General features: G+C 64.7%; 29 protein-coding genes and 2 pseudogenes. 20 read left to right on the top strand and 11 right to left on the bottom strand.

Features of this window, described 5'->3' with window-relative positions; translation table 11 throughout:
* The first annotated feature begins 2 nt into the window (after positions 1-2).
* The 4 genes from hflC to THIARS_RS16290 all read left to right on the top strand — a co-directional run bounded on the left by hflC (position 3) and on the right by THIARS_RS16290 (position 4,185).
* Positions 3-905: a protease modulator HflC gene (gene hflC / locus THIARS_RS16305; protein WP_094161808.1), complete on the top strand. Its 903-nt coding sequence runs from the start codon at positions 3-5 to the stop codon at positions 903-905.
* 181 nt (positions 906-1,086) lie between these two features.
* Positions 1,087-2,250 (top strand): ATP phosphoribosyltransferase regulatory subunit, encoded by a 1,164-nt coding sequence (locus tag THIARS_RS16300; protein WP_094161807.1) that lies wholly within the window; start codon positions 1,087-1,089, stop codon positions 2,248-2,250.
* A 47-nt stretch (positions 2,251-2,297) separates the two neighbouring features.
* Entirely contained in the window at positions 2,298-3,620 is a 1,323-nt protein-coding gene (locus THIARS_RS16295; RefSeq protein ID WP_094162199.1) for an adenylosuccinate synthase, read from the top strand.
* Positions 3,621-3,660: 40 nt separating this feature from the next.
* The gene (locus THIARS_RS16290; RefSeq protein ID WP_094161806.1) at positions 3,661-4,185 is read left to right on the top strand and encodes a phosphoribosyltransferase; all 525 of its coding nucleotides are present in this window, start codon (positions 3,661-3,663) and stop codon (positions 4,183-4,185) included.
* A gap of 399 nt (positions 4,186-4,584) precedes the next feature.
* On the opposite strand, the gene THIARS_RS16285 is transcribed toward THIARS_RS16290, so the two are convergent.
* From THIARS_RS16285 to THIARS_RS16270, 4 genes are all read right to left on the bottom strand, one after another.
* A complete protein-coding gene (locus tag THIARS_RS16285) occupies positions 4,585-4,971 on the bottom strand; it encodes a type II toxin-antitoxin system VapC family toxin (RefSeq protein ID WP_186436721.1) in 387 nt (128 codons plus the stop codon).
* On the bottom strand, positions 4,968-5,216 hold the full coding sequence (locus THIARS_RS16280; protein ID WP_094161805.1) for a type II toxin-antitoxin system Phd/YefM family antitoxin: 249 nt from the start codon (positions 5,214-5,216) through the stop codon (positions 4,968-4,970). Before THIARS_RS16280 ends, THIARS_RS16285 begins: the two co-directional genes overlap by 4 nt.
* Positions 5,217-5,256: 40 nt before the next feature.
* Positions 5,257-5,484: a MerR family transcriptional regulator gene (locus THIARS_RS16275; RefSeq protein ID WP_094162197.1), complete on the bottom strand. Its 228-nt coding sequence runs from the start codon at positions 5,482-5,484 to the stop codon at positions 5,257-5,259.
* A gap of 284 nt (positions 5,485-5,768) precedes the next feature.
* On the bottom strand, positions 5,769-6,110 hold the full coding sequence (locus THIARS_RS16270; protein ID WP_222423080.1) for a hypothetical protein: 342 nt from the start codon (positions 6,108-6,110) through the stop codon (positions 5,769-5,771).
* Positions 6,111-7,663: 1,553 nt separating this feature from the next.
* On the opposite strand from THIARS_RS16270, the gene THIARS_RS16265 reads away from it, so the two are divergent.
* From THIARS_RS16265 to THIARS_RS18700, 15 genes and pseudogenes are all read left to right on the top strand, one after another.
* Positions 7,664-8,386 carry a BRO-N domain-containing protein gene (locus tag THIARS_RS16265; RefSeq protein WP_094161803.1) on the top strand — a complete coding sequence of 241 codons (723 nt, stop codon included), beginning with the start codon at positions 7,664-7,666 and terminating at the stop codon, positions 8,384-8,386.
* 418 nt (positions 8,387-8,804) lie between these two features.
* Entirely contained in the window at positions 8,805-9,242 is a 438-nt protein-coding gene (locus tag THIARS_RS16260; RefSeq protein ID WP_094161802.1) for a YciI family protein, read from the top strand.
* A gap of 89 nt (positions 9,243-9,331) precedes the next feature.
* Positions 9,332-9,796: a VOC family protein gene (locus THIARS_RS16255; RefSeq protein WP_094161801.1), complete on the top strand. Its 465-nt coding sequence runs from the start codon at positions 9,332-9,334 to the stop codon at positions 9,794-9,796.
* Positions 9,797-9,834: 38 nt separating this feature from the next.
* Positions 9,835-10,222: pseudogene (locus THIARS_RS16250) on the top strand (VOC family protein).
* A 19-nt stretch (positions 10,223-10,241) separates the two neighbouring features.
* Positions 10,242-10,592 carry a YciI family protein gene (locus THIARS_RS16245; RefSeq protein WP_094161800.1) on the top strand — a complete coding sequence of 117 codons (351 nt, stop codon included), beginning with the start codon at positions 10,242-10,244 and terminating at the stop codon, positions 10,590-10,592.
* A gap of 13 nt (positions 10,593-10,605) precedes the next feature.
* Positions 10,606-11,079, top strand: a pseudogene (locus THIARS_RS16240) (VOC family protein); the annotation flags it as partial.
* A gap of 49 nt (positions 11,080-11,128) precedes the next feature.
* The gene (locus tag THIARS_RS16235; RefSeq protein WP_094161799.1) at positions 11,129-11,761 is read left to right on the top strand and encodes a dihydrofolate reductase family protein; all 633 of its coding nucleotides are present in this window, start codon (positions 11,129-11,131) and stop codon (positions 11,759-11,761) included.
* Between the two features lie 22 nt (positions 11,762-11,783).
* A complete protein-coding gene (locus tag THIARS_RS16230; RefSeq protein ID WP_094161798.1) occupies positions 11,784-12,125 on the top strand; it encodes a YciI family protein in 342 nt (113 codons plus the stop codon).
* 81 nt (positions 12,126-12,206) lie between these two features.
* Positions 12,207-12,752 carry a DUF4256 domain-containing protein gene (locus tag THIARS_RS16225; protein ID WP_094161797.1) on the top strand — a complete coding sequence of 182 codons (546 nt, stop codon included), beginning with the start codon at positions 12,207-12,209 and terminating at the stop codon, positions 12,750-12,752.
* Positions 12,753-12,799: 47 nt separating this feature from the next.
* Positions 12,800-13,207, top strand: a complete 408-nt coding sequence (locus THIARS_RS16220) for a VOC family protein (protein ID WP_094161796.1) — start codon at positions 12,800-12,802, stop codon at positions 13,205-13,207.
* A 178-nt stretch (positions 13,208-13,385) separates the two neighbouring features.
* On the top strand, positions 13,386-14,111 hold the full coding sequence (locus THIARS_RS16215; RefSeq protein WP_094161795.1) for a helix-turn-helix transcriptional regulator: 726 nt from the start codon (positions 13,386-13,388) through the stop codon (positions 14,109-14,111).
* A gap of 55 nt (positions 14,112-14,166) precedes the next feature.
* A complete protein-coding gene (locus THIARS_RS16210) occupies positions 14,167-14,811 on the top strand; it encodes a glutathione S-transferase family protein (protein WP_094162196.1) in 645 nt (214 codons plus the stop codon).
* Between the two features lie 45 nt (positions 14,812-14,856).
* Positions 14,857-15,042, top strand: a complete 186-nt coding sequence (locus tag THIARS_RS18705; RefSeq protein WP_186436720.1) for a hypothetical protein — start codon at positions 14,857-14,859, stop codon at positions 15,040-15,042.
* The gene (locus tag THIARS_RS16205) at positions 15,029-16,336 is read left to right on the top strand and encodes an RNA polymerase sigma factor (protein WP_094161794.1); all 1,308 of its coding nucleotides are present in this window, start codon (positions 15,029-15,031) and stop codon (positions 16,334-16,336) included. The genes THIARS_RS18705 and THIARS_RS16205 overlap by 14 nt, the downstream gene beginning before the upstream one ends.
* Before the next feature lie 129 nt (positions 16,337-16,465).
* Positions 16,466-16,621: a hypothetical protein gene (locus THIARS_RS18700; RefSeq protein WP_186436719.1), complete on the top strand. Its 156-nt coding sequence runs from the start codon at positions 16,466-16,468 to the stop codon at positions 16,619-16,621.
* Positions 16,622-16,812: 191 nt separating this feature from the next.
* On the opposite strand, the gene THIARS_RS16200 is transcribed toward THIARS_RS18700, so the two are convergent.
* The 7 genes from THIARS_RS16200 to THIARS_RS16170 all read right to left on the bottom strand — a co-directional run bounded on the left by THIARS_RS16200 (position 16,813) and on the right by THIARS_RS16170 (position 23,280).
* Complete coding sequence (locus THIARS_RS16200) at positions 16,813-17,424, bottom strand: sugar O-acetyltransferase (protein WP_094162195.1); 612 nt, start codon at positions 17,422-17,424, stop codon at positions 16,813-16,815.
* 810 nt (positions 17,425-18,234) lie between these two features.
* Positions 18,235-18,996 (bottom strand): ABC transporter permease, encoded by a 762-nt coding sequence (locus THIARS_RS16195; RefSeq protein WP_094161793.1) that lies wholly within the window; start codon positions 18,994-18,996, stop codon positions 18,235-18,237.
* Positions 18,993-19,919 carry an ABC transporter ATP-binding protein gene (locus THIARS_RS16190; protein ID WP_094162194.1) on the bottom strand — a complete coding sequence of 309 codons (927 nt, stop codon included), beginning with the start codon at positions 19,917-19,919 and terminating at the stop codon, positions 18,993-18,995. Before THIARS_RS16190 ends, THIARS_RS16195 begins: the two co-directional genes overlap by 4 nt.
* 118 nt (positions 19,920-20,037) lie before the next feature.
* Positions 20,038-20,508, bottom strand: coding sequence for a copper chaperone (locus tag THIARS_RS16185; RefSeq protein WP_094161792.1), 471 nt, complete (start codon positions 20,506-20,508; stop codon positions 20,038-20,040).
* Between the two features lie 8 nt (positions 20,509-20,516).
* Positions 20,517-21,302 carry a DUF899 domain-containing protein gene (locus THIARS_RS16180; protein ID WP_094162193.1) on the bottom strand — a complete coding sequence of 262 codons (786 nt, stop codon included), beginning with the start codon at positions 21,300-21,302 and terminating at the stop codon, positions 20,517-20,519.
* 23 nt (positions 21,303-21,325) lie between these two features.
* Positions 21,326-22,012 carry an NHL repeat-containing protein gene (locus THIARS_RS16175; protein WP_094161791.1) on the bottom strand — a complete coding sequence of 229 codons (687 nt, stop codon included), beginning with the start codon at positions 22,010-22,012 and terminating at the stop codon, positions 21,326-21,328.
* A 47-nt stretch (positions 22,013-22,059) separates the two neighbouring features.
* Entirely contained in the window at positions 22,060-23,280 is a 1,221-nt protein-coding gene (locus THIARS_RS16170; protein WP_094161790.1) for a helix-turn-helix domain-containing protein, read from the bottom strand.
* Between the two features lie 171 nt (positions 23,281-23,451).
* On the opposite strand from THIARS_RS16170, the gene THIARS_RS16165 reads away from it, so the two are divergent.
* A complete protein-coding gene (locus THIARS_RS16165) occupies positions 23,452-23,796 on the top strand; it encodes a hypothetical protein (protein WP_094161789.1) in 345 nt (114 codons plus the stop codon).
* Positions 23,797-23,871: the final 75 nt, after the last annotated feature.

Raw genomic sequence — 23,871 nt, 5'->3', positions numbered from 1 at the left:
TCATGAACCGAATCATTCTCGCCATCGTCGCCCTCGTCCTGGCCCTGGGCATTCTCGCGTCGTCCCTGTTCGTGGTCGATCAGCGCCAGTATGCGGCCGTGTTCGCGCTGGGTGAAATCAAGCGCGTGATCAAGTCTCCAGGGCTGTACTTCAAGTGGCCGGCTCCATTCGAGAACGTGGTGTTTCTCGACAAGCGCGTGCTCACGCTGCAGAGCCCTGAAACCGACCTCTTCATCACCGCCGAGAAGAAGAACGTGGTGGTCGACTGGTATCTCAAGTGGCGCATCGTCAATCCCACCGAGTTCATCCGCAGCTACGGTGGAAGCGAGCAGCGCGCCAACGACCGGCTCTACCAGATCGTCAAGGCGGCCCTCAACGAACAGATCACGCGCCGGACCGTGGGCCAGGTGCTGGCAACCGAGCGCGACAAGATCATGACCGATGTCCAAAAGGTCATCGAGCAGTCGGCGGGGGGCACCGGCCTGCAGATCGTCGACATGCGCCTGACGCGCGTGGATTTCGTCGCCGATATCACCCAATCGGTCTACCGTCGCATGGCCGCCGAGCGCAAGCGCGTCGCGAATGAGCTGCGCTCGACGGGCCAGGCAGAGGCCGAGAAGATCCGCGCCGAGGCCGACAAACAGCGCGAGATCCTCATCGCGGATGCCTACAGCCGTGCCCAGACCATCAAGGGTGAAGGTGACGCCAAGGCCTCCGAGATCTATGCCAAGGCTTTCGGCCAGAATCCCCAGTTCGCCGAGTTCTACCGCAGCCTCGAGGCCTACAGGGCCAGCTTCAACAATCATGGCGACGTGCTGGTCTTGGATCCTTCGACTGATTTTTTCCGCTTCTTCCGCAACCCGAACGGCGGACTTTCCCCCAAGGCGAGTCCGGCCAAGCGCTGAGTGGGTTTCCTGGCGCACGCCCCGCGGCGCCAGGCCTGCTTCGGCTTCGTACCTTTCCATCATGCGCCGACGCTGAACGGCTGGACTCGGTCCGAACCGCCTGGGCCGCGCCCTGGGGTTCGGGTCCGTTGCGCGCCCTAGAATGTCGGCTCGATTTCTCACGGTTTAAAGCCCCTTGCTCATGACTGCCTGGCTCCTTCCCGAGCAATTCTCCGATGTCCTCCCCGCGGAGGCCCGCTCCATCGAGCACCTGCGCCGCGTCCTGCTCGATGCGGCGGCCAGCTACGGCTACGAATTGGTCATCCCGCCGCTGGTGGAGCATGTGGACTCCCTGCTGTCCGGCACGGGGCAGGATCTGGACCTGCAGACCTTCAAGTTGGTCGACCAGCTGTCGGGCCGGACCCTTGGGCTGCGCGCCGACATGACACCCCAGGCCACCCGCATCGATGCCCATCTGCTCAACCGCAAAGGCGTCGTGCGGTTGTGCTACTGCGGTAGCGTGGTGCATACGCGGGCGCAGGGCGTCTACGCCACGCGCGAACCCTTGCAGTTCGGGGCGGAGCTTTATGGCCATGCCGGGCGGGAGGCCGATATCGAGGTGCAGCAGCTGGCCGTGCGTAGTCTGCAACTCGGCGGCGTCGAGCGCATGACCTTGGCGCTTTCCGACGTGCGCATCGTGCGCGGCGTGCTGGCGGGCATGGTTGCCGGCCCCGAACTGCTGCGCGACATTCTCGAGGCACTGTCGCGCAAGGACCATGCCCGCCTTCAGTTTCTGACGCGCTCGGCGACTGCTGCGCAGCGCGAAGCCATCCTGGCATTGCCCGAACTGTTCGGGGACGCCGGCGTGTTGGACCAGGCTGAGCGCATCCTGCCGGACCGCCCGCTGATTCGCGAGGCACTGCGCGACATGGCGCAACTGGCGGCAACCCATGTGCATGCCGGGGTCGAAGTGCAGATCGACCTGGCGGACTTGCGCGGGTACAACTATCACAGCGGCATGATTTTCAGTCTGTATGCACAAGGGCAGCCCGATGCGCTGGCCAGGGGCGGTCGCTATGATGAAATCGGTGCGACCTTTGGCCGACCGCGCGCGGCTACCGGGTTTTCGCTCGATCTTCGCGAACTCGTGCGCCATGTCCGGGCTGCTGCGCCGAGGCCGGCCATCCGCGCGGAATGGTCCCCTCTCGAAGGTTATGCGCGGGCCGTGCAGCAGCTGCGTGAGGCCGGGCTTACGGTCATCGAGATCCCTGCGGGTTCAATGCTCGAGGGCAAGCAATTCATGTTCGATCGCGAACTCGCCTGGGCGGACGGGCGATGGCAGGTGCGTTCGTATGCGCCCAGTTGATCCAAGAGCAACTGGTTCTCTTTTCCTTTTTTCATGAAAGAAGTGTCGTGAGCACAGGACGTAATGTGGTCGTCGTGGGTAACCAATGGGGCGACGAGGGCAAGGGCAAGGTGGTCGATTGGTTGACCGAACAGGCTCACGGCGTGGTGCGCTTCCAGGGCGGGCATAACGCCGGGCATACCCTGGTGATCAATGGACACAAAACCGCGCTGCAACTGATCCCATCGGGGGTCATGCGCCCCGAGGTGGCTTGCTACATCGGCAATGGCGTGGTGGTGGACCCCAGCCATTTGCTGCTGGAAATCTCGCGCCTGGAAGGCGCCGGTGTCGAAGTCCGTTCGCGTTTGCGCATCAGCGAATCGTGCCCGTTGGTTCTGCCTTCGCATGTTGCGCTGGACGTCGCGCGCGAGGTCAGCCGCGAGTCACGCGGAATCGGCAAGATCGGGACCACCGGCAAGGGTATCGGCCCAGCCTACGAAGACAAGGTGGCGCGCCGCGCCGTGCGCGTGCAAGACCTCAAGCACCCCGAGCGCCTGGCGGAAAAGCTGCGTGAGACACTGGATCTGCACAATTTCATCCTGCGCGAGTTCTTGCATACGGAACCCGTGGCTTTCCAGCCAACCTACCAGCGCCTGCTCGAACTGGCCGAAACCATCCGGCCCTTGATGGCCGATGTCGGCTATCTCATCCATCAATGCCACGAACGGGGCGATCGTTTGTTGTTCGAGGGCGCCCAGGGGACCTTGCTCGATATCGACCACGGCACTTATCCGTTCGTCACATCCAGCAATTGCGTGGCCGGAAACGCCGCCGCCGGTTCGGGCGTGGGTCCGGCCTATCTGAATTACGTGCTGGGTATTACCAAGGCCTACACCACGCGGGTGGGAAGCGGCCCCTTTCCGACCGAACTGCCGATCGACCAGCCGGGCACGATCGGCCACCACCTGCACACCGTGGGGCAGGAACGCGGCACGGTCACCGGCCGTCCGCGGCGCTGCGGCTGGCTGGACGCCGCGGCGCTCAAGCGCGCCAACATCATCAACTCCACCACGGGTCAGTGCATCACCAAGCTCGACGTTCTCGACGGCTTGCACGAAATCCTGGTCTGCGTCGGCTACAGCCTCGATGGCAGGGACATCGATATCCTGCCGCTCGATGCCGACGACATCAGGCGCTGCGAACCGCGCTACGAGCGCTTCGACGGGTGGAGTGAAACCACGGCAGGCCTGACGCGCTGGGAACAGTTGCCTCGGCAGGCCAAGTTCTACCTGGAGCGCGTGGCCGAGTTGAGCGGCACGCCCATCGATATGATTTCCACCGGCCCCGATCGCGAGCACACCATCGTGCTGCGTCATCCGTTCCGGGCTTGATTTCCGTTTCGTTCCTCACTCTCTGACGAGTCAGACCACCATGCTTAGCGAAGACGGCAAGCACATGTACGTATCCTGGGACGAATACCACGCCCTGATCGAGAAGCTTGCGCTCAAGATTTACAAGTCGGGTTGGGACTTCGACCAGATCCTGTGTCTGGCACGCGGAGGAACGAGGCCTGGGGACATCCTCTCACGGGTGTTCGACAAACCCCTGGCCATCATGTCCACCAGTTCCTATCGGGAAGAATCGGGGACCAAGCAGGGGCGCCTCGATATCGCCAGCTACATCACTTTGCCCAAGGGCGAACTCGAGGGCCGGGTTTTACTGGTGGACGATCTGGCCGACTCGGGAGAAACACTCAAAGCCGTCGCTGACAAGCTCCTCACCAGCCCGCTCAAGATCAGCGAAATGCGCAGCGCGGTGATCTGGGTCAAGGGTATTTCCACCGTGCTTCCCGACTACTACGTCGACATGCTTCCCTCGAGTCCCTGGATTCATCAGCCCTTCGAGGAGTACGACACCTTGAGGCCGTCCAAACTGGCCGAGCGCTGGAAAATTTGATTGCGACGCCGGGTTTTTCTCGCAGAACAACCCGGCGGTGCGGCGCGAGGGCGCTCTGGCACAAATAAAAAAGCCCCGAGGCGGTTCGGAGCTTTTATTGTGGCGTGCAAGCCTTTGCGTTGCATGCTTTTTCGAACTGGTGCCCAGAAGAGGACTCGAAAGTCGAGTATTTGCGCGGTAATTGATCTACTCATGAGTAAAAAATGAGTAGTCAGAAACCTATTGAACCGCCATGGGATTTCGTGGAGGCCGGTTGGTTTGAGCCAGACAGGAATGGCCCCATGACTGGCGAGTTGCCGACCGTAGCTTGCCTCGGTTTCATCCGGACGGGTATACCCGAGGGGTCATCAGCCTGTGTTTGTTGAACCAAGAGACTTGGAAGTCGGCGCGCCCAGGGCGTCAAATCTTGATGATGTTTTCGTTGTAGCGGGCCATCATAGGGTCATGTGTCATCAGTCGCATCGGTTCGACCAGGGCCTGGGCGATGAGGATGCGGTCGAAAGGGTCTTGATGATGTGCGGGCAATCCCTCTACGGCGATCGCATGCTCCGGCTCGATGGGTAGGAAGCGATAGCCAGACTCCTGGAAGTAGCGCGAAGCATCCTGGCAGGTTACGGGCATGTCGCCTCGACCCAATGCATGCTTGATGGCAATTTCCCAAACACTCACAGCACTGATCCATACCACTGTTTTTGGCGACGCGATCAGTTCACGCGCCGCTTTTGGCAGTTTCGGGCTATCGGTGATGGCCCAGAGGGCGACGTGCGTATCCAGCAGGAGATTCAAGGCTGTTGCCTTCCCAGAAACAATAGCGCCACTTCCTCATTGTATGCATCGATGGTCTCTGGTATTTCGAATTGCCCCTTGGCTACGCCGATGCGTTTTCCAATAGGCGAAGTGTCGATAGGCACCAATTTCGCCGCTGGGCGGCCATTGCGAGCGATGACGATTTCATGCACCTGTCCCTGCTCGATCGCTTCCACGAGTCGGGACAGGGATGATTTGGCTTGTAGCATGTTGACGGACCGCATGACTGTACCCCTTGATGGTTCTAGTCTAGTCTAGCTAACATCAACAATCAAGGGGAGGAAGTTTTGTCGATCGTGCGAGATCAATGAGCTCAATCGGAATTAAACCACATTGATTGAGGCGTAGCACACCAGCTCGGAGAAGTTTACTTATGGTGTTCCTGTGGACACCGAGCATTTCCGCAGCTTGAACTTGCGTCAGGTGTGTTGGGCGCGGATGCATATCAGAGTAGAGCTGAATTGCGCGCAGGGCAATATCGATTTCGGCCATAGTGCGGAAGCGAGTCAACGCGATTGAAATTGCGGGCGAGGCATGCCACTGGGTTGCGAGGAACCTGATGGGTCCCGGTCCAGTGATTACCATTTCATCATGAGCTCGTCCCAGACAATCCGCGAAAAATCAGCAGATTTCAGCAGCATTTGACATGGGCGACTCCACGAGCAGGCTGTTGAACAACTGGCCCGCCACGGTTGAACCTCCACGAAGTTCTGCGCCGGTATGGGGTCATTTTTGCACCGCCGCGCAACGTGACCGTTGCGTCAAAGTCGGACCGCTCATTTTTGGGTTTTCTGCAAGATCAACAACTTACGTGGCGTCGAAGCATTTGGGCGCCCAATTTTTGGATGCATCAGGCGCCCGCGCCAGTCGGTCATCGCACCGACCGGCTGCGGCATGACCTTGATCGCCTTCGCCCGCACGAACACCGTGTTCTTCTCGTGGGCGGCGCGAAGCTTTGCCGGGGCCGGAACCTCGAAACCCTTGCCCATTTCTGCTGCCAAACCCTCGTGGAGCTTGCCCAAGCTGTAGACGGGCAGATCGAAAAATGACCCGCACGACATGTGATTCGGCGCGCACCAACCCCGGTCATTCGGTTTAAGATGTAACCAGCCCATCATCGGGCGCCGTCTTTCCAGTCCCCGCACAAGCGGAATGAGTCGTCGACCGGCATGCCCGGTCTCATGCGCTGCGCCTCCCCCGAGGCGCCAAGACAGGGTTTCTTGCGAACCCATCACGCGCCGACCGCGGCCAGGCGGTTTTTTGGCGGCCCTCACCAAAAAACAGCAGAACCCTGAGTGAGGCACGAACCGAGTCCACACGCGCATTTCCGGGCGTCAAAGACACCCTTCACCCTCCAGTAGCAGAAAAAATCGTCGCCGCAGAAGCTGGGCAAGGCAGCCCCATCGTCGTTTCGCACGCACNTTGTTGCGCGGCGCCTTGCCCATAGAGCATGGCCGTGCCGGTGTAGATGACTTGCTGAATCGCGCGGGCGCGATGTTGCTTCCCGGGGCCATGCGGGAGACGGATCAGGTGTTCATATAATGGCCTCAAGCCCGGGTCTTCCGGGTCGATGGTGAGATTGAAACGCACGCTTTTTCCTCACGATTTGGATAGCGAAAAACAGACCACGTCAAGCCAACGCGGATGAGCCGGTTTGCGGCGAGAAATCCGCCGATTGGGCCGAGAAACCAAGTTGGTCCGCGTCAAGGCCATGCAGTTGTTCTACACCGACATGCTGCATCCGCAAGCCGGTGGCGCCGCAGTTGAAAAATGACCCGCACGGCATGGGATTCGGTCCACACAAACCCCCGGTCTTCGGTTTAGGATGCAACCAGCCCATCACCGGGCACCGTTTTCCAACCCCGCACAAGCGGAAAGTGTCTCCAGCCGGCATGCCCGGTTTCTTGCGCCTTGCACGAGGCGCAAGGTCTCGCAAGAGACCATCGCACCATGCCGCCGCCAGGCGGTTTTTTTGACGTCCCTCACCAAAAAAAACAGCAGAACCCTGAGTGAGGCACGAACCGAGTCCACACGCGCTTTTCCGGGTATAAAAGACACCCTTCACCATCCAGTAGCAGAAAAAATCGTCGCCGCAGAAGCTGGGCAAGGCAGCCCCATCGTCGTTTCGCACGCATCATGATCTTGGTGCGGCGGGCGCGATGAAGCCATGTCTCCCGAGGGAGCATGGCCGCCCGATCGAGGTCGGGTCTCCAAGAATTAAAGCGCTGATGCCGCGCGCCGGGTCGCTCCGGCAGCATCCGCATGGCCCCCGTCAACGGGCCTGTTCCCTCTTCGCAGAGGGAGACCACCACCCGCAAGGGCGTGGCAGTTGGAAGCGGTGGCGACCGCTTTTGACTGAATTCGGGACTCCTGAAGCAATCTCGCCCCCTGTACACAGGTGAAAAGGCAGGACCCGGGGCCTCAATCCGTGGCGGTGAACGAGACACACCTGACTGTCTCAACCCCACATCCATGCTCGGTGCGTGGATGGTTGGTTCTTTACCCTGATTGCGCGCGCCGAGATGATGGGCGCGATGTGCCGCGGCCTCCCGAGATAAATAGAGGCTTGGGCCGCGGCGGGTGCGACGAAAACTCCCCCATAATGGGCTGGTTTTTGCGTCGACGTGTGCCGCGGCCGTGCCTAACCTGACGGCTTCAACCAGGAGCAGCCATGGCGACAGACAAAGAAAAAGAAGCAGGTCCGATCATCCCTTTCGCATTCAGCGGCAAGCCCGTACGAGCCGTCCCAGACGAATCTGGAGAGCCGTGCTTTGTCGGCAAAGACGTCTGCGATGCGCTTGGCTATGCCAATGACTCGGACGCGATGAGGCGGCATTGCAAGGGGGTCGTGAAACGCTACCCCCTTCAGACGGCAGGAGGAATTCAGGAGATCCGCATTCTGTCCGAGCCCGACGTGATGCGCCTGATCGTCAACAGCAAGTTGCCCGCCGCAGAAGCCTTCGAGCGGCTTGTATTCGAGGAAATCCTGCCGACGATCCGCAGGACAGGTCGCTACAGCGCGGAAAAGCCGGCATCCCCAGCCCTTGGTCCGATCCAGGCCCCCGATAACCAGGAGCGGTTGCAAGGCGCGATGGACGTCGCCCGGGCCTTGATCGGCATCGGCGAAGCGACACTCGGGCGCGAACGACTCAAGGCGCAAGTCCCCCATCTCAGCCACTCGGAGGTCGCCCTCGGCCTGGCCGGGCTGATCCTGAAGAACAAGCGCTTCCTGCTGACGGTGGACGACATCGAGCATCCGGTGATCCGTCCGCTCGAGAAAAACGAAATGATCATCCAGGCGAGCGGCAGCGAATGGATCGACAAGCTCCTTAGCGTCATGAACCAGGATCAACTCAAGGCCATGGCGCGGCTTGCCATGGCGCGGATCGTTTGAGGCGGCCAATCACACGCGTGGGTCATGAAGCACGTATCGAAGATGGTGTCATAACTCCCTTTTATTTCTGGCCGCCTTTACCTTTTCTGGACAAGCCTGCCGAGCATGCTGCTGGTGAGCGTGGCCAGCATCGCCCTGCTGCTCACCGCGCTGCGCGACGAGGTCGAGTGCAAACAGTATTTCGGCACGGCCTAAGCCGACTACATGAAGACGAGCAAGCGCTTCATTCCGTTTGTGTTCTGAGCCTGCATCTACCGTGGGTGCGCCGCAGTGGACGCGGCGCACCGTACGGGAGCAGACTTGCAACCACGGCGTCGCGACGGATTGGGTCTCGGCCTGTCGATCCAGCACAAGCTGGCGCGTCGTGTCTCAAGGAACCGCCGGACCGCCTTGCCATCGCGCCAAACAGGAGACCGCCATGCGCTTCATGATGCTCGTCAAATCCATCCCCGACTTCGAGGCGCAGCCCGCTACCGGCTTCCAGCCAGACCCCGCCGTGTTCGCCGCCATGGCGGCCTACCACGAGGAACTGGCCCGCGTCGGCGTGCTGCTCGACGCGAACGGCTTCAAGCCCAGCCGCGCGGGCTGGCGCGTGCGTTACGACGGCGCGCACCGCACGGTCATCGACGGCCCATTTACAGAGTCCAAGGAGCTGATCGCCGGCTACACGCTGATCCAGGTGGCCTCGCGCGAGGAAGCGATGGAGTGGGCGCGGCGCTTTCCCAACCCGGTCGGCGCCGGCCAGCCGGCCGAGATCGAGGTGCGCGAGTTGTTCGAACTGGACGACTTCGCGCCCTCCGCCGAGGTTGGCCATTTCCGCGAACTGGCGGCGTCAAAATCGATCGGGTCGAAATAGACCGGGTCGGATTGTCGAATCCGCGCGGCTCGCACGTCGTATCAGCGGGCGCGGTGTGCGCCCATTGCCACCACCTACCGGAGAGTCCCATGAGCAAGGTCAAAGCCATCCCCGACGGCATGCACAGCCTCACCCCGCACCTGGTCTGCCGCGGCGCCGCGGCGGCCATCGATTTCTATGGCCGCGCCTTCGGCGCCATCGAGCTGTTCCGCCTGCCCGGGCCCAATGGCAAGCTGATCCACGCCTGCGTGCGCATCGGCGATTCGCAGTTGTTCCTGTTCGACGAGATGCCCGAGCACGGCGCGCTCGGCCCGCAGACGTTGCAGGGCACCCCGGTGACCATCCACCTGCATGTGCAGGACGCCGATGCCAGCTTCGCCCGCGCGGTCGCCGCCGGCGCCACGGTCGCCATGCCGCTGGCCGACATGTTCTGGGGCGACCGCTACGGCCAGCTCACCGACCCCTTCGGCCACCGCTGGAGCATCGCCACCCACCTGCGCGAGGTCAGCCACGACGAGATGGTCGCTGCCATGCAGGCCCAGGGCGGCTGCTGAGCGCGCCGCACCACACCCACCCACACCCGGGAGATCGTATGGACAACAACCCCGTCTGCTGGTCCGAGATCTACGTGCAGGACATGGCGCGCGCGCCGCTTCTACGAGGCCATGCTGCTGCGCAAGCTGGAGCGGCTGCCCATGCCCGAGTCCCTGCAGGACGAAGGCCTGGAAATGTGGACCTTCCCCATGCAGATGGACCGCATGGGCGCCGCCGGCGCGCTGGTGAAAATGCCCGGGGCGCCATCGGGCGGCATGGGTACGATGGTGTACTTCAGTTGCGATGACTGCGCCGTCGAAGCCGCGCGCATCGCGCCCGCCGGGGGCCGCATCGAGCGGCCCAAGACGGCCATCGGCGAATACGGCCACATCGTCATCGCCGTCGACACCGAGGGCAACACCTTCGGCCTGCATTCCATGCAATGAGCGCCACCAGGGAGCCCCCATGCGCTATGTGCTATTGATCCACGAGCCGCGCGAGCAGCGCGAAACCCGCAGCGAGGCCGAGGGCCGCGCGCTCTACGCCGAGATGGTGGCCTTCGGTGACAGCCTGGGCAGCCAGCTCGTCGCCAGCCACTCGCTGCGCCCCGACCGCCACGGCGTGCGCGTGCAGGTGCGGCAGGACAAGCCGGCGCTGCGCGACGGTCCGTTCACCGAATCCAAGGAAATGCTCGGCGGTTTTTTTCTGGTCGAGTGCGACAGCCTGGACGCAGCCCTGGGGCTGGCCCGGCACTGCCCCGCCGCGCGTTTCGCCAGCGTCGAGGTGCGCGAGTGCGCGCCTTGCTATGTGAAATGAAAGGTGCCCCGACATGAACCCGATCCCGAACAACACCATCTGCCTGTGGTTCGACAAGGAGGCCGAAGACGCCGCGCGCTTCTACGCCACGACCTTTCCCGACTCCTCGGTCGGTGCGGTGACCCGTGCACCGGGCGACTACCCCAACGGCAAGACCGGCGACGTGCTGACGGTGCAGTTCAGCGTGCTGGGGATTCCCTGCCTCGGGCTCAACGGCGGGCCGGCGTTTCGGCACAGCGAGGCGTTCTCGTTTCAGATCGCCACCGACACGCAGGAAGAAACCGACCGCTACTGGAACGCCATCGTCGGCAATGGCGGCGAGGAAAGCGCGTGCGGCTGGTGCAAGGACCGCTGGGGTCTGTCCTGGCAGATCACCCCGCGTGTGCTGCTGGAAGCGCTTGCCGACCCCGACCCGGCCGCCGCCAAGCGCGCGTTCGAGGCGATGATGAGCATGCGCAGAATCGACATCGCCGCCATCGAGGCGGCGCGGCTGAGGCTTTGGTCAATCCGGTATCCGAGCAAGCGGGAGGAGCAAGATGAGCAAGGTCTTCGTCAACATCGGCCTCAGCCTCGATGGCTACATGGCGCCGGAAGGCATGACCATGGGCAATCCCGGCTACAAGAATTGGGGCGCCAAGTGGGGGGCGCTGATGGCCTGGCTCGTCCATCAACAGTCCTTCCGCGACAACCACAAGCTCGGCCCCGGGGGAGAGACCGGCCCGGTCAATGATCTGGTCCGCAGCACCACGGAGCGCATCGGCGCCAACATCATGGGCAAGCGCATGTTCGACCAGGGCGAGGTCGCCTGGCCAGAGGAAGCGCCATTCCACACCCCGGTCTACGTTCTGACCAATACGAAACGCGGACCTTGGGTACGCCCTGGCGGGACGACCTTTTTCTTCATCAGCGACGGGCCGGAGCGTGCCCTGGAGCTGGCCCAGGAATCCGCAGGAAGTCGGGATGTTCGCATCGCGGGTGGCGCCGATGTGATCCAGCAGTATCTGAATCTGGGTGTCGTCGACGAGCTGGAAATCGCCTTGGCGCCAGTGTTCTTCGGCGACGGACGGCGGCTGTTCGAGAACCTGCGCGAGCCCGGGCCGCGGTTTCGCATCGACCAGGTGCTGGATGGCCCGGCCGCCACCCACTTGCGCTATGTGCGTGAGTCGTAGAGGCCTCCAAGGAAAGCGCACGATGACCAAATACCTGATCTCCTTTCCCAGTGCGGCGATGGTCGTGCCCGAGGGCGAGTTGGAAGCGGTGGGCCGCGACGCGGCTGCCGTCATCGATGAGGCGAAGGCCGCCGGCGTTTACGTCTTCGCCGGCGGCATCGACGAAGACGTGTCGCCCGTGCTCGTCTCGGCCGACGGCTTGGTCGCCGAGGGCGGCTACCCGTGGGCGCCCCCGCTTGACGGCGGCTTCACCGTGCTCGAACTGCCCTCGCGCGAGGAGGCCGTCGCGTGGGCCGCGCGCATTGCGAAGGCCTGCCGGTGCGAGCAAGAGCTGCGCGTCTTCGGGTTCGACCCGCGGTCCTGAGGGCGGCACTGACATGACGCAGGACGTGCAGCCTGATTCAAGACATACCAATTCCAGACACACCCTCAGCGAGTCACTCTCATGAAGTCCATGGCCATGAATGCGCTGATCGACACGCTGAAGGCCCGGTTCGAAAAGAACGCGCGGCGCCACGAAGGCCTTGTCTTGGAGCAGGTACAGGCCAGGCTCGAAGTCGGCAAGGCGGCGCTCAAGTCTCTTGGCGAGATGGAGCGAACCGGCGGCGAGCCGGACGTGATCGGTCAGGACAAAGCATCTGGTCAGTTCCTGTTCTGCGACTGCTCCGCGGAGACTCCGGCAGGGCGCCGCAGCCTGTGCTACGACCGCGAGGCGCTGGACGCGAGGAAGGAGAACAAGCCGAAAGGCTGCGCAGTGGAGCTTGCCGCCGCGATGGGTGTCGAACTGCTGACCGAGCAGCACTACCGCGCACTGCAGCAGCTTGGCGAGTTCGATACCAGGACATCCAGTTGGGTCGCAACTCCTGAAGCGGTCCGCGCGCTGGGCAGCGCCCTGTTCTGCGATCGCCGTTACGGCAAGGTGTTCGTCTATCACAACGGAGCCGAGTCCTACTACGCCGCCCGTGGCTTCCGCGCCCTGCTGCGCGTGTGAGCAGTTGAACCGGCACCCGTCTCACCCAGCCAATCAGGAGCCTACCCATGCCTCGCACGATCATCGTCAGTCTTCCCGTCGCCGACCTGAAGGCCTCTGTGGCGTTCTACACCGCACTCGGCTTCGTCATCAATCCGCAGTGCTCCGGCGAGACCGGCGCGCTCATGGTGCTGAGCGAGACGATCAGCGTGATGCTGTTGACGCATGAACAATGGCGCTCGCTGACCGCGCGCCCGATTGCCCCGGCCAGCGCCAGCGAAGTCGGACTCAATATCTCCTGCGAGACACGCGAAGAGGTCGATGCCATGAACGAGGCGGCGGCCGCACACGGCGGGACGGCGGACATCAACCCCGTCGAGGACTTCGACTGGATGTATGGCCGTGACTTCATCGACCCCGACGGCCATGTGTGGGGTCCGAAGTGGATGGACCTGTCCCGGATGCCGCCCGGCTGACCGCGAGGGCGCTTGCTTGCACAAGGTACGGGAACCGCACCCGATGTGCGTAGCATCGGCCTCGGCGGATCGAAGGATGACGGTCGATGAACGATGAGATGCATGCGCTGTTCGGCGTCGGGCAGATCGGCCCGGCGTTGGCCGCGCTGCTGCCGGCCTCGGGGGATTGCCGCGCGTCATGAGCCGCACCGCCCGCCTGTTCCGCCTGATGGACGCGCTGCGCGCGCGGCGCCTGCCGGTCACCGCGGCGCAGCTCGCCGCGCAGTTGTCGGTGTCGGTGCGCACGGTGTACCGCGACATCCAGACCCTCGCCGAGCTGGGCGCACGCATCGACGGCGACGCGGGCGTGGGCTACGTGCTGCGCGCCGGGTTTTTCCTGCCGTCGCTGATGTTCGACGAGGACGAGATCGAGGCGCTGGTGCTGGGCGCGCGCTGGGTGCAGGGGCAGGGCGATGCGGAACTGGCGCGTGCGGCCGAGACGGTGCTGGCCAGGATCGCCACCGCCTCGCCGCGCGACCTGCGCGACCACATGGCCGACACCGGGCTGTTCGCGCCGCGCTCCAGCGCGCCCGCACCGGGTGCGCAGAACCTGGCGCCACTGCGCAGCGCCATCCGCCGCGAGCGCAAGCTCCACATCCACTACACCGACGTCGCTGGCGCAAGCACCGAGCGCGTGATCTGGCCGGTGGCGCTGGGTTATTTCGAGGGCGCGCGCGTCGTCGCCGCCTGGTGCGAGCTGCGCGAGGACTTCCGCCATTTCCGCCTCGACCGCATCGCGGCCCTGAAGGTGCTGGATGCGTCGCTGCCGCGCCCGCGGCGCGAGCTGCTGCCGCGCTGGCGCGAGCACATCGAACGCGTCCGTGCCGCCGGGCCGCGCGGCCTGCACACTGCTGACAAAAACTGACACGCGCCGCGCCTACGATGGATTGATCCTTCACCTCGCCAACGGAGCCAATACCATGCGCCTCTACCACCACCCGCTGTCGTCCAACGCACGCCGCGCCGTGCTCGCCGCCGTGCATCTGCAAGCCCCGGTCGAACTGGTGCTGGTGGACCTGGCGCATGGCGAACAGCGCACACCCGGCTTTCTGCAGCTCAACCCCAATCACCGCGTGCCGGTACTCGACGACGACGGCTTCGTGCTGTGGGAGTCGCACGCCATCATGCAATACCTCGCCGACAGGACACCGGGGCAGACGCTCTACCCCAAGGGGCTGCGCGAGCGCGCCGACGTGAACCGCTGGCTATTCTGGTGCGCCGCCCACCTGATGCCGGCGATTGGCGCCCTCAACTGGGAAAATCACATCAAGGGCCTGCTCGGCCTGGGCGCGCCGGACCCCGCCATCGTGGCGCGCGGCGAGGAGTTGGTGCGCGAATTCGGCGGCGTGCTCGACGCCCACCTCGCGCAGCGCACCTGGATCAGCGGCGATGCGCTCACCCTGGCCGACTTCGCCATCGCCGCGCCACTGGCCGACAGCGCGCGCGCCAGACTCCCAGTCGAGGGGTTCACCAACATTCAACGCTGGTTCGCCGGTGTGCGCGCGCTCGGTGCGTGGAAATCGGCGGAGTCGCAGAATCCCCACCAAGCAACGAGCGATGGGTGAAAATGACTATGCGGTCGCGAACGCTGTCCCACATATCCCGCCCGCGTGCGTGGCCAATGTATCCATGCCAGTGCGATGGCCGCCCTGCGCCTGGCCGGCATGGACCCCAAGACCTCGCCTCGATGGCAGACGCATGTTCCGCGACCGGTTCAAACCCAGCGCGCAGTGGTGAAGCGTGACATGACCCGGCTCGACATCGCGGTCCTGCAGCAAGACCATGCGCAAAACTGACACCCTCGACGACACCGCCCGCGCCATCGCCGCGATCTGGCGCATCGAATCGGCCAAGGTGGTGGCGCATGTGGCGCGCATCACCCGCGACCTTGGCCTGGCCGAGGACTGCGCGCAGGATGCGCTGGTGGCGGCGCTGGAACACTGGCCCGAGCTTGGCATCCCCGAGCGCCCCGGCGCCTGGCTGATGACCGCGGCCAAACGCCGCGCGCTGGACCATCTGCGCCACCAGAAGCTGGCCGAGTCGCGCCACGAGGCACTTGGTCACGAGGCCGATCTGCAGCAGCAGATCGCCGCACGCGAATTCGGCGAGATGGTCGATGCGCGGCTTGACGACGCCATCGGCGACGAGATGCTGGCGCTGATCTTCACCGCCTGCCATCCGCTGCTGCCTGCCGAGGCGCGCAGCGCGCTCGCGTTGCGCGTCATAGGCGGATTGTCCACCGCCGAAATCGCCCGCGCCTACCTCATACCCGAGGCCACCATCGCGCAGCGCATCGTACGCGCCAAGCGCACCCTGGCGGCGGCGCGGGAGCCCTTCGAGGTGCCGCGCGGCGCGGAGCTGAAGCCGCGCCTGGCTTCGGTGCTCGAAGTGCTCTACCTGATGTTCAACGAGGGCTATGCCGCCAGCGCCGGGGCGGAGTGGATGCGCCAGGCGCTGTGTGAGGAGGCGCTACGCCTGGGCCGTGTACTGGCCGGGTTGATGCCGCAACAAGCGGAGGTGCTGGGCCTGCTGGCCTTGATGGAAATCCAGTCCTCGCGCCTCGCCGCGCGGGTGGACGCGCAGGGTGAACCGATTCTGTTGGCCGCGCAGAATCGCAGCCGCTGGGATCACCTGCTGATCCGCCGTGGCCTCGCTGCGCTGGCCCGCGCCGAGGCGCTTGGCGGCCCACTTGGGCCATACGCGCTGCAAGCGGCCATCGCCGCCTGCCATGCCCGCGCGCCCAGCACCGACGCCACCGACTGGCCGCGCATCGCCGCGCTCTACGACGCGCTGATGCAGACCGCGCCATCTCCCGTGGTCGCGCTCAACCGCGCCGTCGCGGTGGCCATGGCCTTCGGCCCTGCGGCGGGGTTGGAAATGGTCGATGGCCTGCTGGCCGAACCCAGCCTGGCGCACTATCACCTGCTGCCTGCCGTGCGCGGCGATCTGCTGCATCGGCTGGGTCGCGGCGATGAGGCCCGGATCGAGTTCGAGCGCGCGGCTGTATCGGCTGGCAACGCCCGCGAGCGTGCGCTGCTGCTGGGCCGTGCAGCAAATGGCCGGCGTCTGCCCGATGGAGATCCGCCTTGAGTCCCGGCATCAGCCTCATCACCCTGGACGTTACCGACCTTGAGTGCTCATTTTGCACTCCTTGGCGCTTGATGACTGAACGGCCAGCGCCTTGAGTCGTTATCGGTAGACGATCCCGATAATGCCCAGGTGCTGGACAGCATCTATTCCGACTACGACGTGGATCTGCGCAGCGCCGTCGAAGCTGCCTACGCCAAGGATGTTGTGAACCCGGATACGACGCTGGAAGATTTCTATGCTGTTGGCGCCGATGCCGATTTGAGCCAGGCGCCGGATTTGCGGTGAGCCGGTTGGAGCGCGACGACATTCAAGCTTGACGCCGCACGCAGTTCGTCTGCCGTGGCTTGCACGCCTCCCGGCGTCCACGATCACGCTGAAACAGCGTCCACGATCGGCCTGAATCGGCCTGAATCGGCCTGAAACGCCGTCCACGATGGCCGAGCTGCTGCCATTCCTTCAGGCTTTCACGGTCGCGTTCAGCGCGCCCCGGGCGCGCAGGTTCCGCAGTCCGCTTCGCGGTCGTCGTCCGCATCGAGCTGCCGCACGACCCGCGCGGGCGCGCCAGCCACGAAGGTGTTGGGCGGCACGTCGTGCGTGACCACGGCGCCGGCGCCCACGACCGCGTTGTCGCCGACCGTCACTCCGCCCAGGATCGTCGCGCCGGCGGCGATCCATACGTTGCGCCCGATGACGATCGGCCGCGACTCGATGGTCTTGCGGCGCTGCGCCGGCGCCATTGCGTGGCCCGTGGTGATCAGGCTCACGTTCGGCCCGATCATCACCAGGTCGCCGATCTGCACGCCGCCCAGGTCGTAGATGGTGCAGCACTGGTTGATGAACACCTTGTGCCCGACCCGAATGCGACGCCCGCCGGCGGTGTAGAAGGGCGGCAGCAGCGTGAAGGTTTCGTCGACCGGCTGCCCGGTCAGTTCGCCGAAGAGTTCCCGGATGCGCGGCGCGTCGTCGATGCCCAGCTTGTTCAGCTCCGCAGCCAGGCGCATGCCGCGCCGGATGTCGTCGGCTTCGGCCACCCACTCGGGGCTGGATGTCGCCACGCGTTTCGTGTGTCGGGAAGGGTTCGTGTCCATGCCTGGCTCGCTGGCCGTGCGGCCGTTGGCGGCAGCATAGCGGCCGGCGGCCGCGATGCCGGCGCGGCCCGGAAGGATAGAGGCGATCGAGCAAACGCGGCAAGGACAAGGCAAGCCGCACGAGCGACCATGTCGCCATGCGCACTCGCACCGTTCCTGTCCAAGCCTACGCCAGGCTGTACGCACGGGCAGGCATCGAACAAACCAAGTCAGCCAGTTGCCAGCTTGGGCAGTCACATCTGACCCGTTCCGGTCCATCAGGATCCTGGGCGAACGACTCGTGTTCGGTCGGAGCGGCCGGTCAGGAGCGCTCCACGACGCGGACCTTTCAGCCCTAAGCGGGCGGATGCCGGGGCTCAGACCGGACCGTCAGCAGACGAAGTTAGACGCGTTCGGCTTGAGTTCACGTGTGCTCACCGAACCTGCCCGCAACGCATAATCAACCCGCGTGCACGCGGATTTCCCAGGCACTGCGCGTGACGATACCAAATTGACCGTCACGTCTAGCGCGTGGCGGGATGCCGTGCTTTGCAGCGCTCGTAGGCCCGCCGCCGGTGCCGGCGGCGCTTGATCAACGCAAGATCAGCATGATGTTCAAGTTCGTTTCGGCGCGCACATGCGAGGCTGATCTTGAGCGCGGAGGGTTGGGCGACCCACAGCGGCGGCATAGCGCTCCCGTCAAGCCGCACCGAGCTGTTCACGCGTTGCTGATTGGGCTCGGTCGATGCGCCGAGATGGAGCCGAGCGGTCGCTCGAGCGATCTCGCAAGGCCTGAGCGGCCTGTGCGAGGAGTCGCAGGCATGCAGTGGGCTACGCCTTGAGTCGATACCCGGTCTTGAAGATCCAGGCCACGATCGCCAGGGACATGAGCAGGAAGGCCAGCGTCATCCCCAGGCTGACGCCGATGCCCACATCGGCCAGGCCATAGAAGCTCCAGCGAAATCCGCTGATCAGGTAGACCACCGGATTGAACAACGCCACCGTCCGCCAGAACGCAGGCAGCATGTCGATGGAGTAGAAACTGCCGCCCAGGAAAGTCAGCGGCGTGACGATCAGCAGCGGCACGACTTGCAGCTTCTCGAAGCCATCCGCCCAGATGCCGATGATGAAGCCCACGAGACTGAAGGTCGTCGCGGTGAGCACGAGAAACGCCAGCATCCAGAATGGATGCTCGACACGCAGCGGAACGAAGAGCGCCGCGGTTGCGAGGATGATGAGCCCGAGGACGATGGACTTGGTCGCGGCCGCGCCGACGTAGCTCAGCACGATCTCGATCGTGGAGACCGGGGCCGACAGAAGCTCGTAGATCGTGCCCGTGAACTTCGGGAAGTAAATGCCGAAGGACGCATTCGAGATGCTCTGCGTCAGCAGCGACAACATGACCAGCCCCGGGACGATGAAGGCGCCGTAGCTGACGCCGCCGACGGTTGGCATGCGCGAGCCGATGGCGGCACCGAACACGACGAAATACAGCGAGGTCGAGATCACCGGGGAAATGACGCTTTGCATCAAGGTCCGCCAGGTCCGGGCCATTTCGAACGCGTAGATCGCGCGGACTGCGTAGAGATTCATGCCCCCTCCCTGACCAGGTTCACGAAGATGTCTTCCAGCGAACTCTGCGTGGTGCGCAAATCCTTGAAATGGATTCCTGCATCGCCCAGATGCTTGAGGACATTGACGATGCCGATGCGCCCGTCCTGCGTGTCATAGGTGTAGGTCAGCTCACTGCCGTCGCTCGACAGCTCCAGCGGATAGTTCGCAAGTTCGGCTGGCAGTTGCTGCAGCGGCTGCTGCAACTGCAGCCAGAGCTGCTTCTTGCCCAGCTCGTGCATCAGCTCGGCCTTGTCTTTCACCAGGATCAGTTCGCCCTTGCTCATGACCCCGATGCGGTCGGCCATCTCTTCGGCCTCGTCGATGTAGTGCGTGGTCAGGATGACCGTGACGCCGGAGTCGCGCAGCTCGCGCACCAACTGCCACATATCGCGCCTGAGTTCGACGTCCACCCCGGCAGTCGGCTCGTCGAGGAACAGGATCTGCGGTTCATGGGCGAGCGCCTTCGCAATGAGCACGCGCCGCTTCATGCCGCCCGACAGGGTCATGATCTTGTTCTGCCGCTTGTCCCACAAGGACAGGGCCTTGAGCACCTTTTCGATGTGGGCAGGATTGGCGGGTTTGCCGAACAGGCCGCGGCTGAACGAAACCGTGGCCCAGACCGATTCGAAGGCGTCCGTGGTCAGCTCTTGCGGCACCAGACCGATCAGGGAGCGAGACGCCCGGTAGTCGCGCGCAATATCGTGCCCGTCAACCTGCACGGTCCCGGTGCTGGCATTGACGATGCCGCAGATGATGCTGATCAGGGTCGTCTTGCCGGCGCCGTTGGGGCCCAGCAGGGCGAAGATCTCGCCGCGGCGAATGTCGAGATTGACACTCTTGAGCGCCTGAAAGCCGGAGGCATACGTCTTGGAAAGGTTCGAGACCTTGAGGATGGTTTGCATCATGACGAGCGTAGTCTGCCTTGAGATGTCCGGTTGCCTGTGGGTTTGCATCCATCGGGGTTGGGTTGATGCGGGCGATGCCAGCGGGCAGGGCGGCTTGCCGTGCGCGTTGAGCCGATCATGCGCGCTTGCTCAGAAAAGCATGGCGATTATGCACTTCACAAAGCGACCGGCTGGGCCTGATCGGGCGGCAGATGTTCGCCATCGACAGCGCCAAGATGGCCACTGGCAAAGGCGTGCTCAGGTGCGCCCCGTCTGTCCTGCCGACGGCCTGGCGATAGCGCCACAGCATCGGCACCAGGGATGGCAGCATCATGGCCACCATCATCACGACCCACATGCCGAGGAACGACGCCGCGGCGCCGGGCCACGTCTGTCCGGGTGTCCGCATCCACGTCATCGACATCGTCCAGCCTCCGGGCATCGGCATTTCACCCATCGCCGACATCGACGCGCCCTGGACGATCGTCACCGCCGCGCTGGCGGCGAAGAGTAGCGCCGAGACGCCGAAGAAGACCCGCTCCGAAGCCCCTCCGGAAACCCTGCGTCGCGAGATCCCCCGTCCCCCGGTTGCGCCTGCGAAATCCATGACGTGGCTCAGCGCTTGCCGTACTCGTCGTGGCGGCGCCACCACATGCCCGTCTCGTTGCGCCCCTTGGGCGCGCGGTCGAGCCATTGATACATGCCCCAGAGGCCGTCCAGCCCGCGCGCATAGGTGGAATAGGTGTGGTAGACGATGCCATCCTCGAGCACGAATGCGCTCATGCCCGGCCGCTCGCGCAGATAGGTGGCCACGTCGGTCCCGGTCATGGCTGCATTCTTTTCGGGGGGCGCTTCATCGCCAGCCTCCTTGCCCATGGTGTGAGGGATGGCCGACATCGGCGGCTCGGATCGGTAGTTGTATTCAATTCCCTCCTCGCGCTGCTGTTGCTCGGTGAACGAGGCGCTGAAATCGGCGTTGAAATCGCTGTCGAACGAGGACGCCCAAGGAAACGTCCAGCCCATTCGCCGCCTGTATGTCTGTAGTTTGGCGAGCGGCGCCCGCGAAACGGCGCACAGCATCACGTCATGGTGGGCAAGATGGATCGCAAACCCATTGAAGCCGTCCACGATCGTCGAACAGGTCGGGCAGCCCGCCGTGTAGTCGGGCCCGAACATGAAGTGGTAGACGAGGAGCTGCGAGCGTCCTTGGAAGAGGTCCGCCAGCGAGGCGCTCCCCGCGTCGGTTTCGAATCGATAATCCTTGTCGACGCGAACCCACGGCAACGCCTGACGCTGCCGCGCCAGCTCGTCGCTGCGCCGTGTGTGTTCCTTCTCGGCCTTGAGCAGCTCGATCCTTGCTGCGAGCCACGCTTCACGTGTTCCGATCGTGTGTTTTGTCATCGTGCCCATGTCTGTCTCCTGGTTCATGATCTGTCATGTTTCGGGCGCCGCACGGCGCGGACCTTTCCGCACGGTCCACCGCCGCAATAAAACAGGTCTGCGCCGTCGGACTCCAACCCGCTGACGCCGACGCCGGACGGCATCTCGAGCCGTTCGAGCACGGCGCCGTTCTCCGGGTCGATATGGCGTATATCGCTGCCGTCGTCGTCCCAGGTGCCGTGCCACAGCTCGCCGTCGACCCAGGTCACGCCGGTAACGAAGCGGTTGGATTCGATGGTGCGCAGAATGTCGCCGGTGGCGGGATCGATCTGGTGGATCTTGCGATCGCGGTACTGTCCCACCCACAGGCTGCCTTCGGCCCAGGCGAGGCCCGAATCGCTGCCGTGCCCAGGCGCCGGGATCGACGCCACCACGTCGCCGGTGGCGGGATCGATCTTGTCGATGCGCGCGTCGGCGATCTGGTAGAGGTGCGTGCCGTCGAAGGCGGTGCCGGCGTCGGCGGCGCGGTCGAGCGTACGCGCGAGCTGGCCGTTCTCGGGGTCGAAGGCGACCAGCCTGGATCCGATGGCGGCCCAGACGCGGCGGCCGTCATGGGTGACGCCGCCGACGTTGTCGGCGCCGGCGAAGGGGCCGTATTCACGCACGATCTCGGCGGCGCGCGCCGGTGCCTGGGGGTACGTTTCGACTGTCTTGGCTCGGGGTGTGTTCATTGCTGGGCTCCTTTCGGCGCTCCGGAACGGGGCCGCCAGATCCCAATCTAGCCGAGCGGCAGCGCAGTGGGGAGTAACAAGATCGTCGTGAATCCGGCCAGCGGCGGCGACAGCCAGCGCTGCGTGCGTGCGCGCCCAATCGAACGCACCTGCCCCTCCGCCTCCAGTTCGGCGAGCGCGCGCTGCACCGTGCGCTGGCTGGCCCCGAGCGCCAGCGCGAGGGCCGAGGTCGACCAGGTGGTGCCGTCGGTCAACAACGCCAGCAGCGACGCCTGGTCACCATCGATGGGTGGCGCCACGACGACCACGGTGTGCGCGTCGCGCGGCGTGAGCGCGAAGCCGCGCGCGGTGGCTTCGATATGCGCGAGCGGTGCAGCCAGTGTGCGCAAACGGCCGATCTCCACCCGCAGGCGCGCGCGGTGCGTCTCGTCTGGCCGGCGGGTATGAAATGCGCGCGCGATCAGGGCATCCCGGTTGACATCGCCAGGCCACGCCTCGGCGAGCGCGCGCGCCAACGCGAACAGCACCGGCCGGCGCGCCAGTGGCTGCCAGATCGCACCGGCGCGCAGGCCGCGACGGCAGGCGTCGACCACCAGCACGCCCGAGGCGAACAGGGCTTCCACCTCGTCGAGGCGCAGCGGTTGTTCGTGGTCCGCGTGGACGCGCCGGGCGGCGGGACGATCGAGTGCGGCGCGCGCCTCGGCCACCTCGGCGAGGAGTGCGGGCACCCCCGCGCGTTCGGCCGCCTCCAGGGCGCGTGCGAGCGCAGCCTGCGCCGCTACCGTCCGCAGCGAGCGCAGCGCCACCTCGGCCGACGCCAGCTCGGCGACCGCCCGCAGCGACGGCGGCAAGCTGCCCGCGTCGAGGCCCGCCAGGGCGTGGGCGGCGGCGTCGAGGCGACCGAGCAGCAGCAGCCGGCGCACCACGATCAGACGCGCGTGCAGCGCATTGGCGCGATCGGCGCGCGCCTCGAGCGTGGCCGCCGCGGCCGCCAGCGTACGCGGCGAGCCGAGGAGGTCGCGCATTGCCAGCGCTACCTCGGCCTCGGCGACCACGCAGCGGGCGTGCGCCACTTCCTCGCGGGCGCCAAAGCCGCGCGCGGCGCGCCGCAGCAGCTCGCGGGCGCGCGGGTAGTCGCCAAGCTGGGCCATGGCGGTGCCGCGCAGGGCGAGCGCCGGCGGGTCGTCGCGCAGCGCGACGCGCTTGAGGGCACCGAACGCGTCGCCGGCAACGAGCGCGCGCGCCGCAGCGGAGATCAGCGAGTCCATCGCGACAGCGTACTGGTCAAAGGAGCTGAAATCAAAGGTGCTGGCGTCGATTGGATTCCGTCAGAGCAGTGGAATGCGGTCAGGAATCAAGCCGGCGCTGGCCGCTGCGATTCCTCAAAATCAGCTCGGGCGCGTCCCTTTCATGCGTGCAAATGAACCGCAGTCACCCATATGAGTCTGACCAGCCACGCAAGGAGAGAAGCCGATATGCCGGATCGGCACCCCGCCTTCGTCGCGCCGCATCCCTGGTCAATCGAGCAGATTGCGTTCGATCGCATCGCGCATGAACGCATCGCCCGCGGAGATACGTGGTTCCATGTGCTCGCGGCTGCGTCGATTGTGGAGAGCCTGGTTGATTTGTACACACACAATCTGCGGGACTCCATGGAGGGCGATGCCGAAGCCAGCCAGTGGTTGCGAGCGATGGGACCCGGAGGAACTGTAACTTGGACGCGCACTGCGACGCTATGTGGAGACTGTGTGGCCCGCATTTTGTTGGCGCCGATGCCGATTTGAGCCAGGCGCCGGGTTTGCGGTAAGTCAGTTGGGGCGCGACGAAATTCAAGCCTGACGCCGCGCGCAGCTCGTTTG

The organism is Thiomonas delicata, from assembly GCF_900088825.1.
Lineage (GTDB): Bacteria > Pseudomonadota > Gammaproteobacteria > Burkholderiales > Burkholderiaceae_C > Thiomonas_A > Thiomonas_A delicata.
Note: the sequence above shows the minus strand (reverse complement) of the source record. Positions and strands in the feature narration are given on the sequence as shown.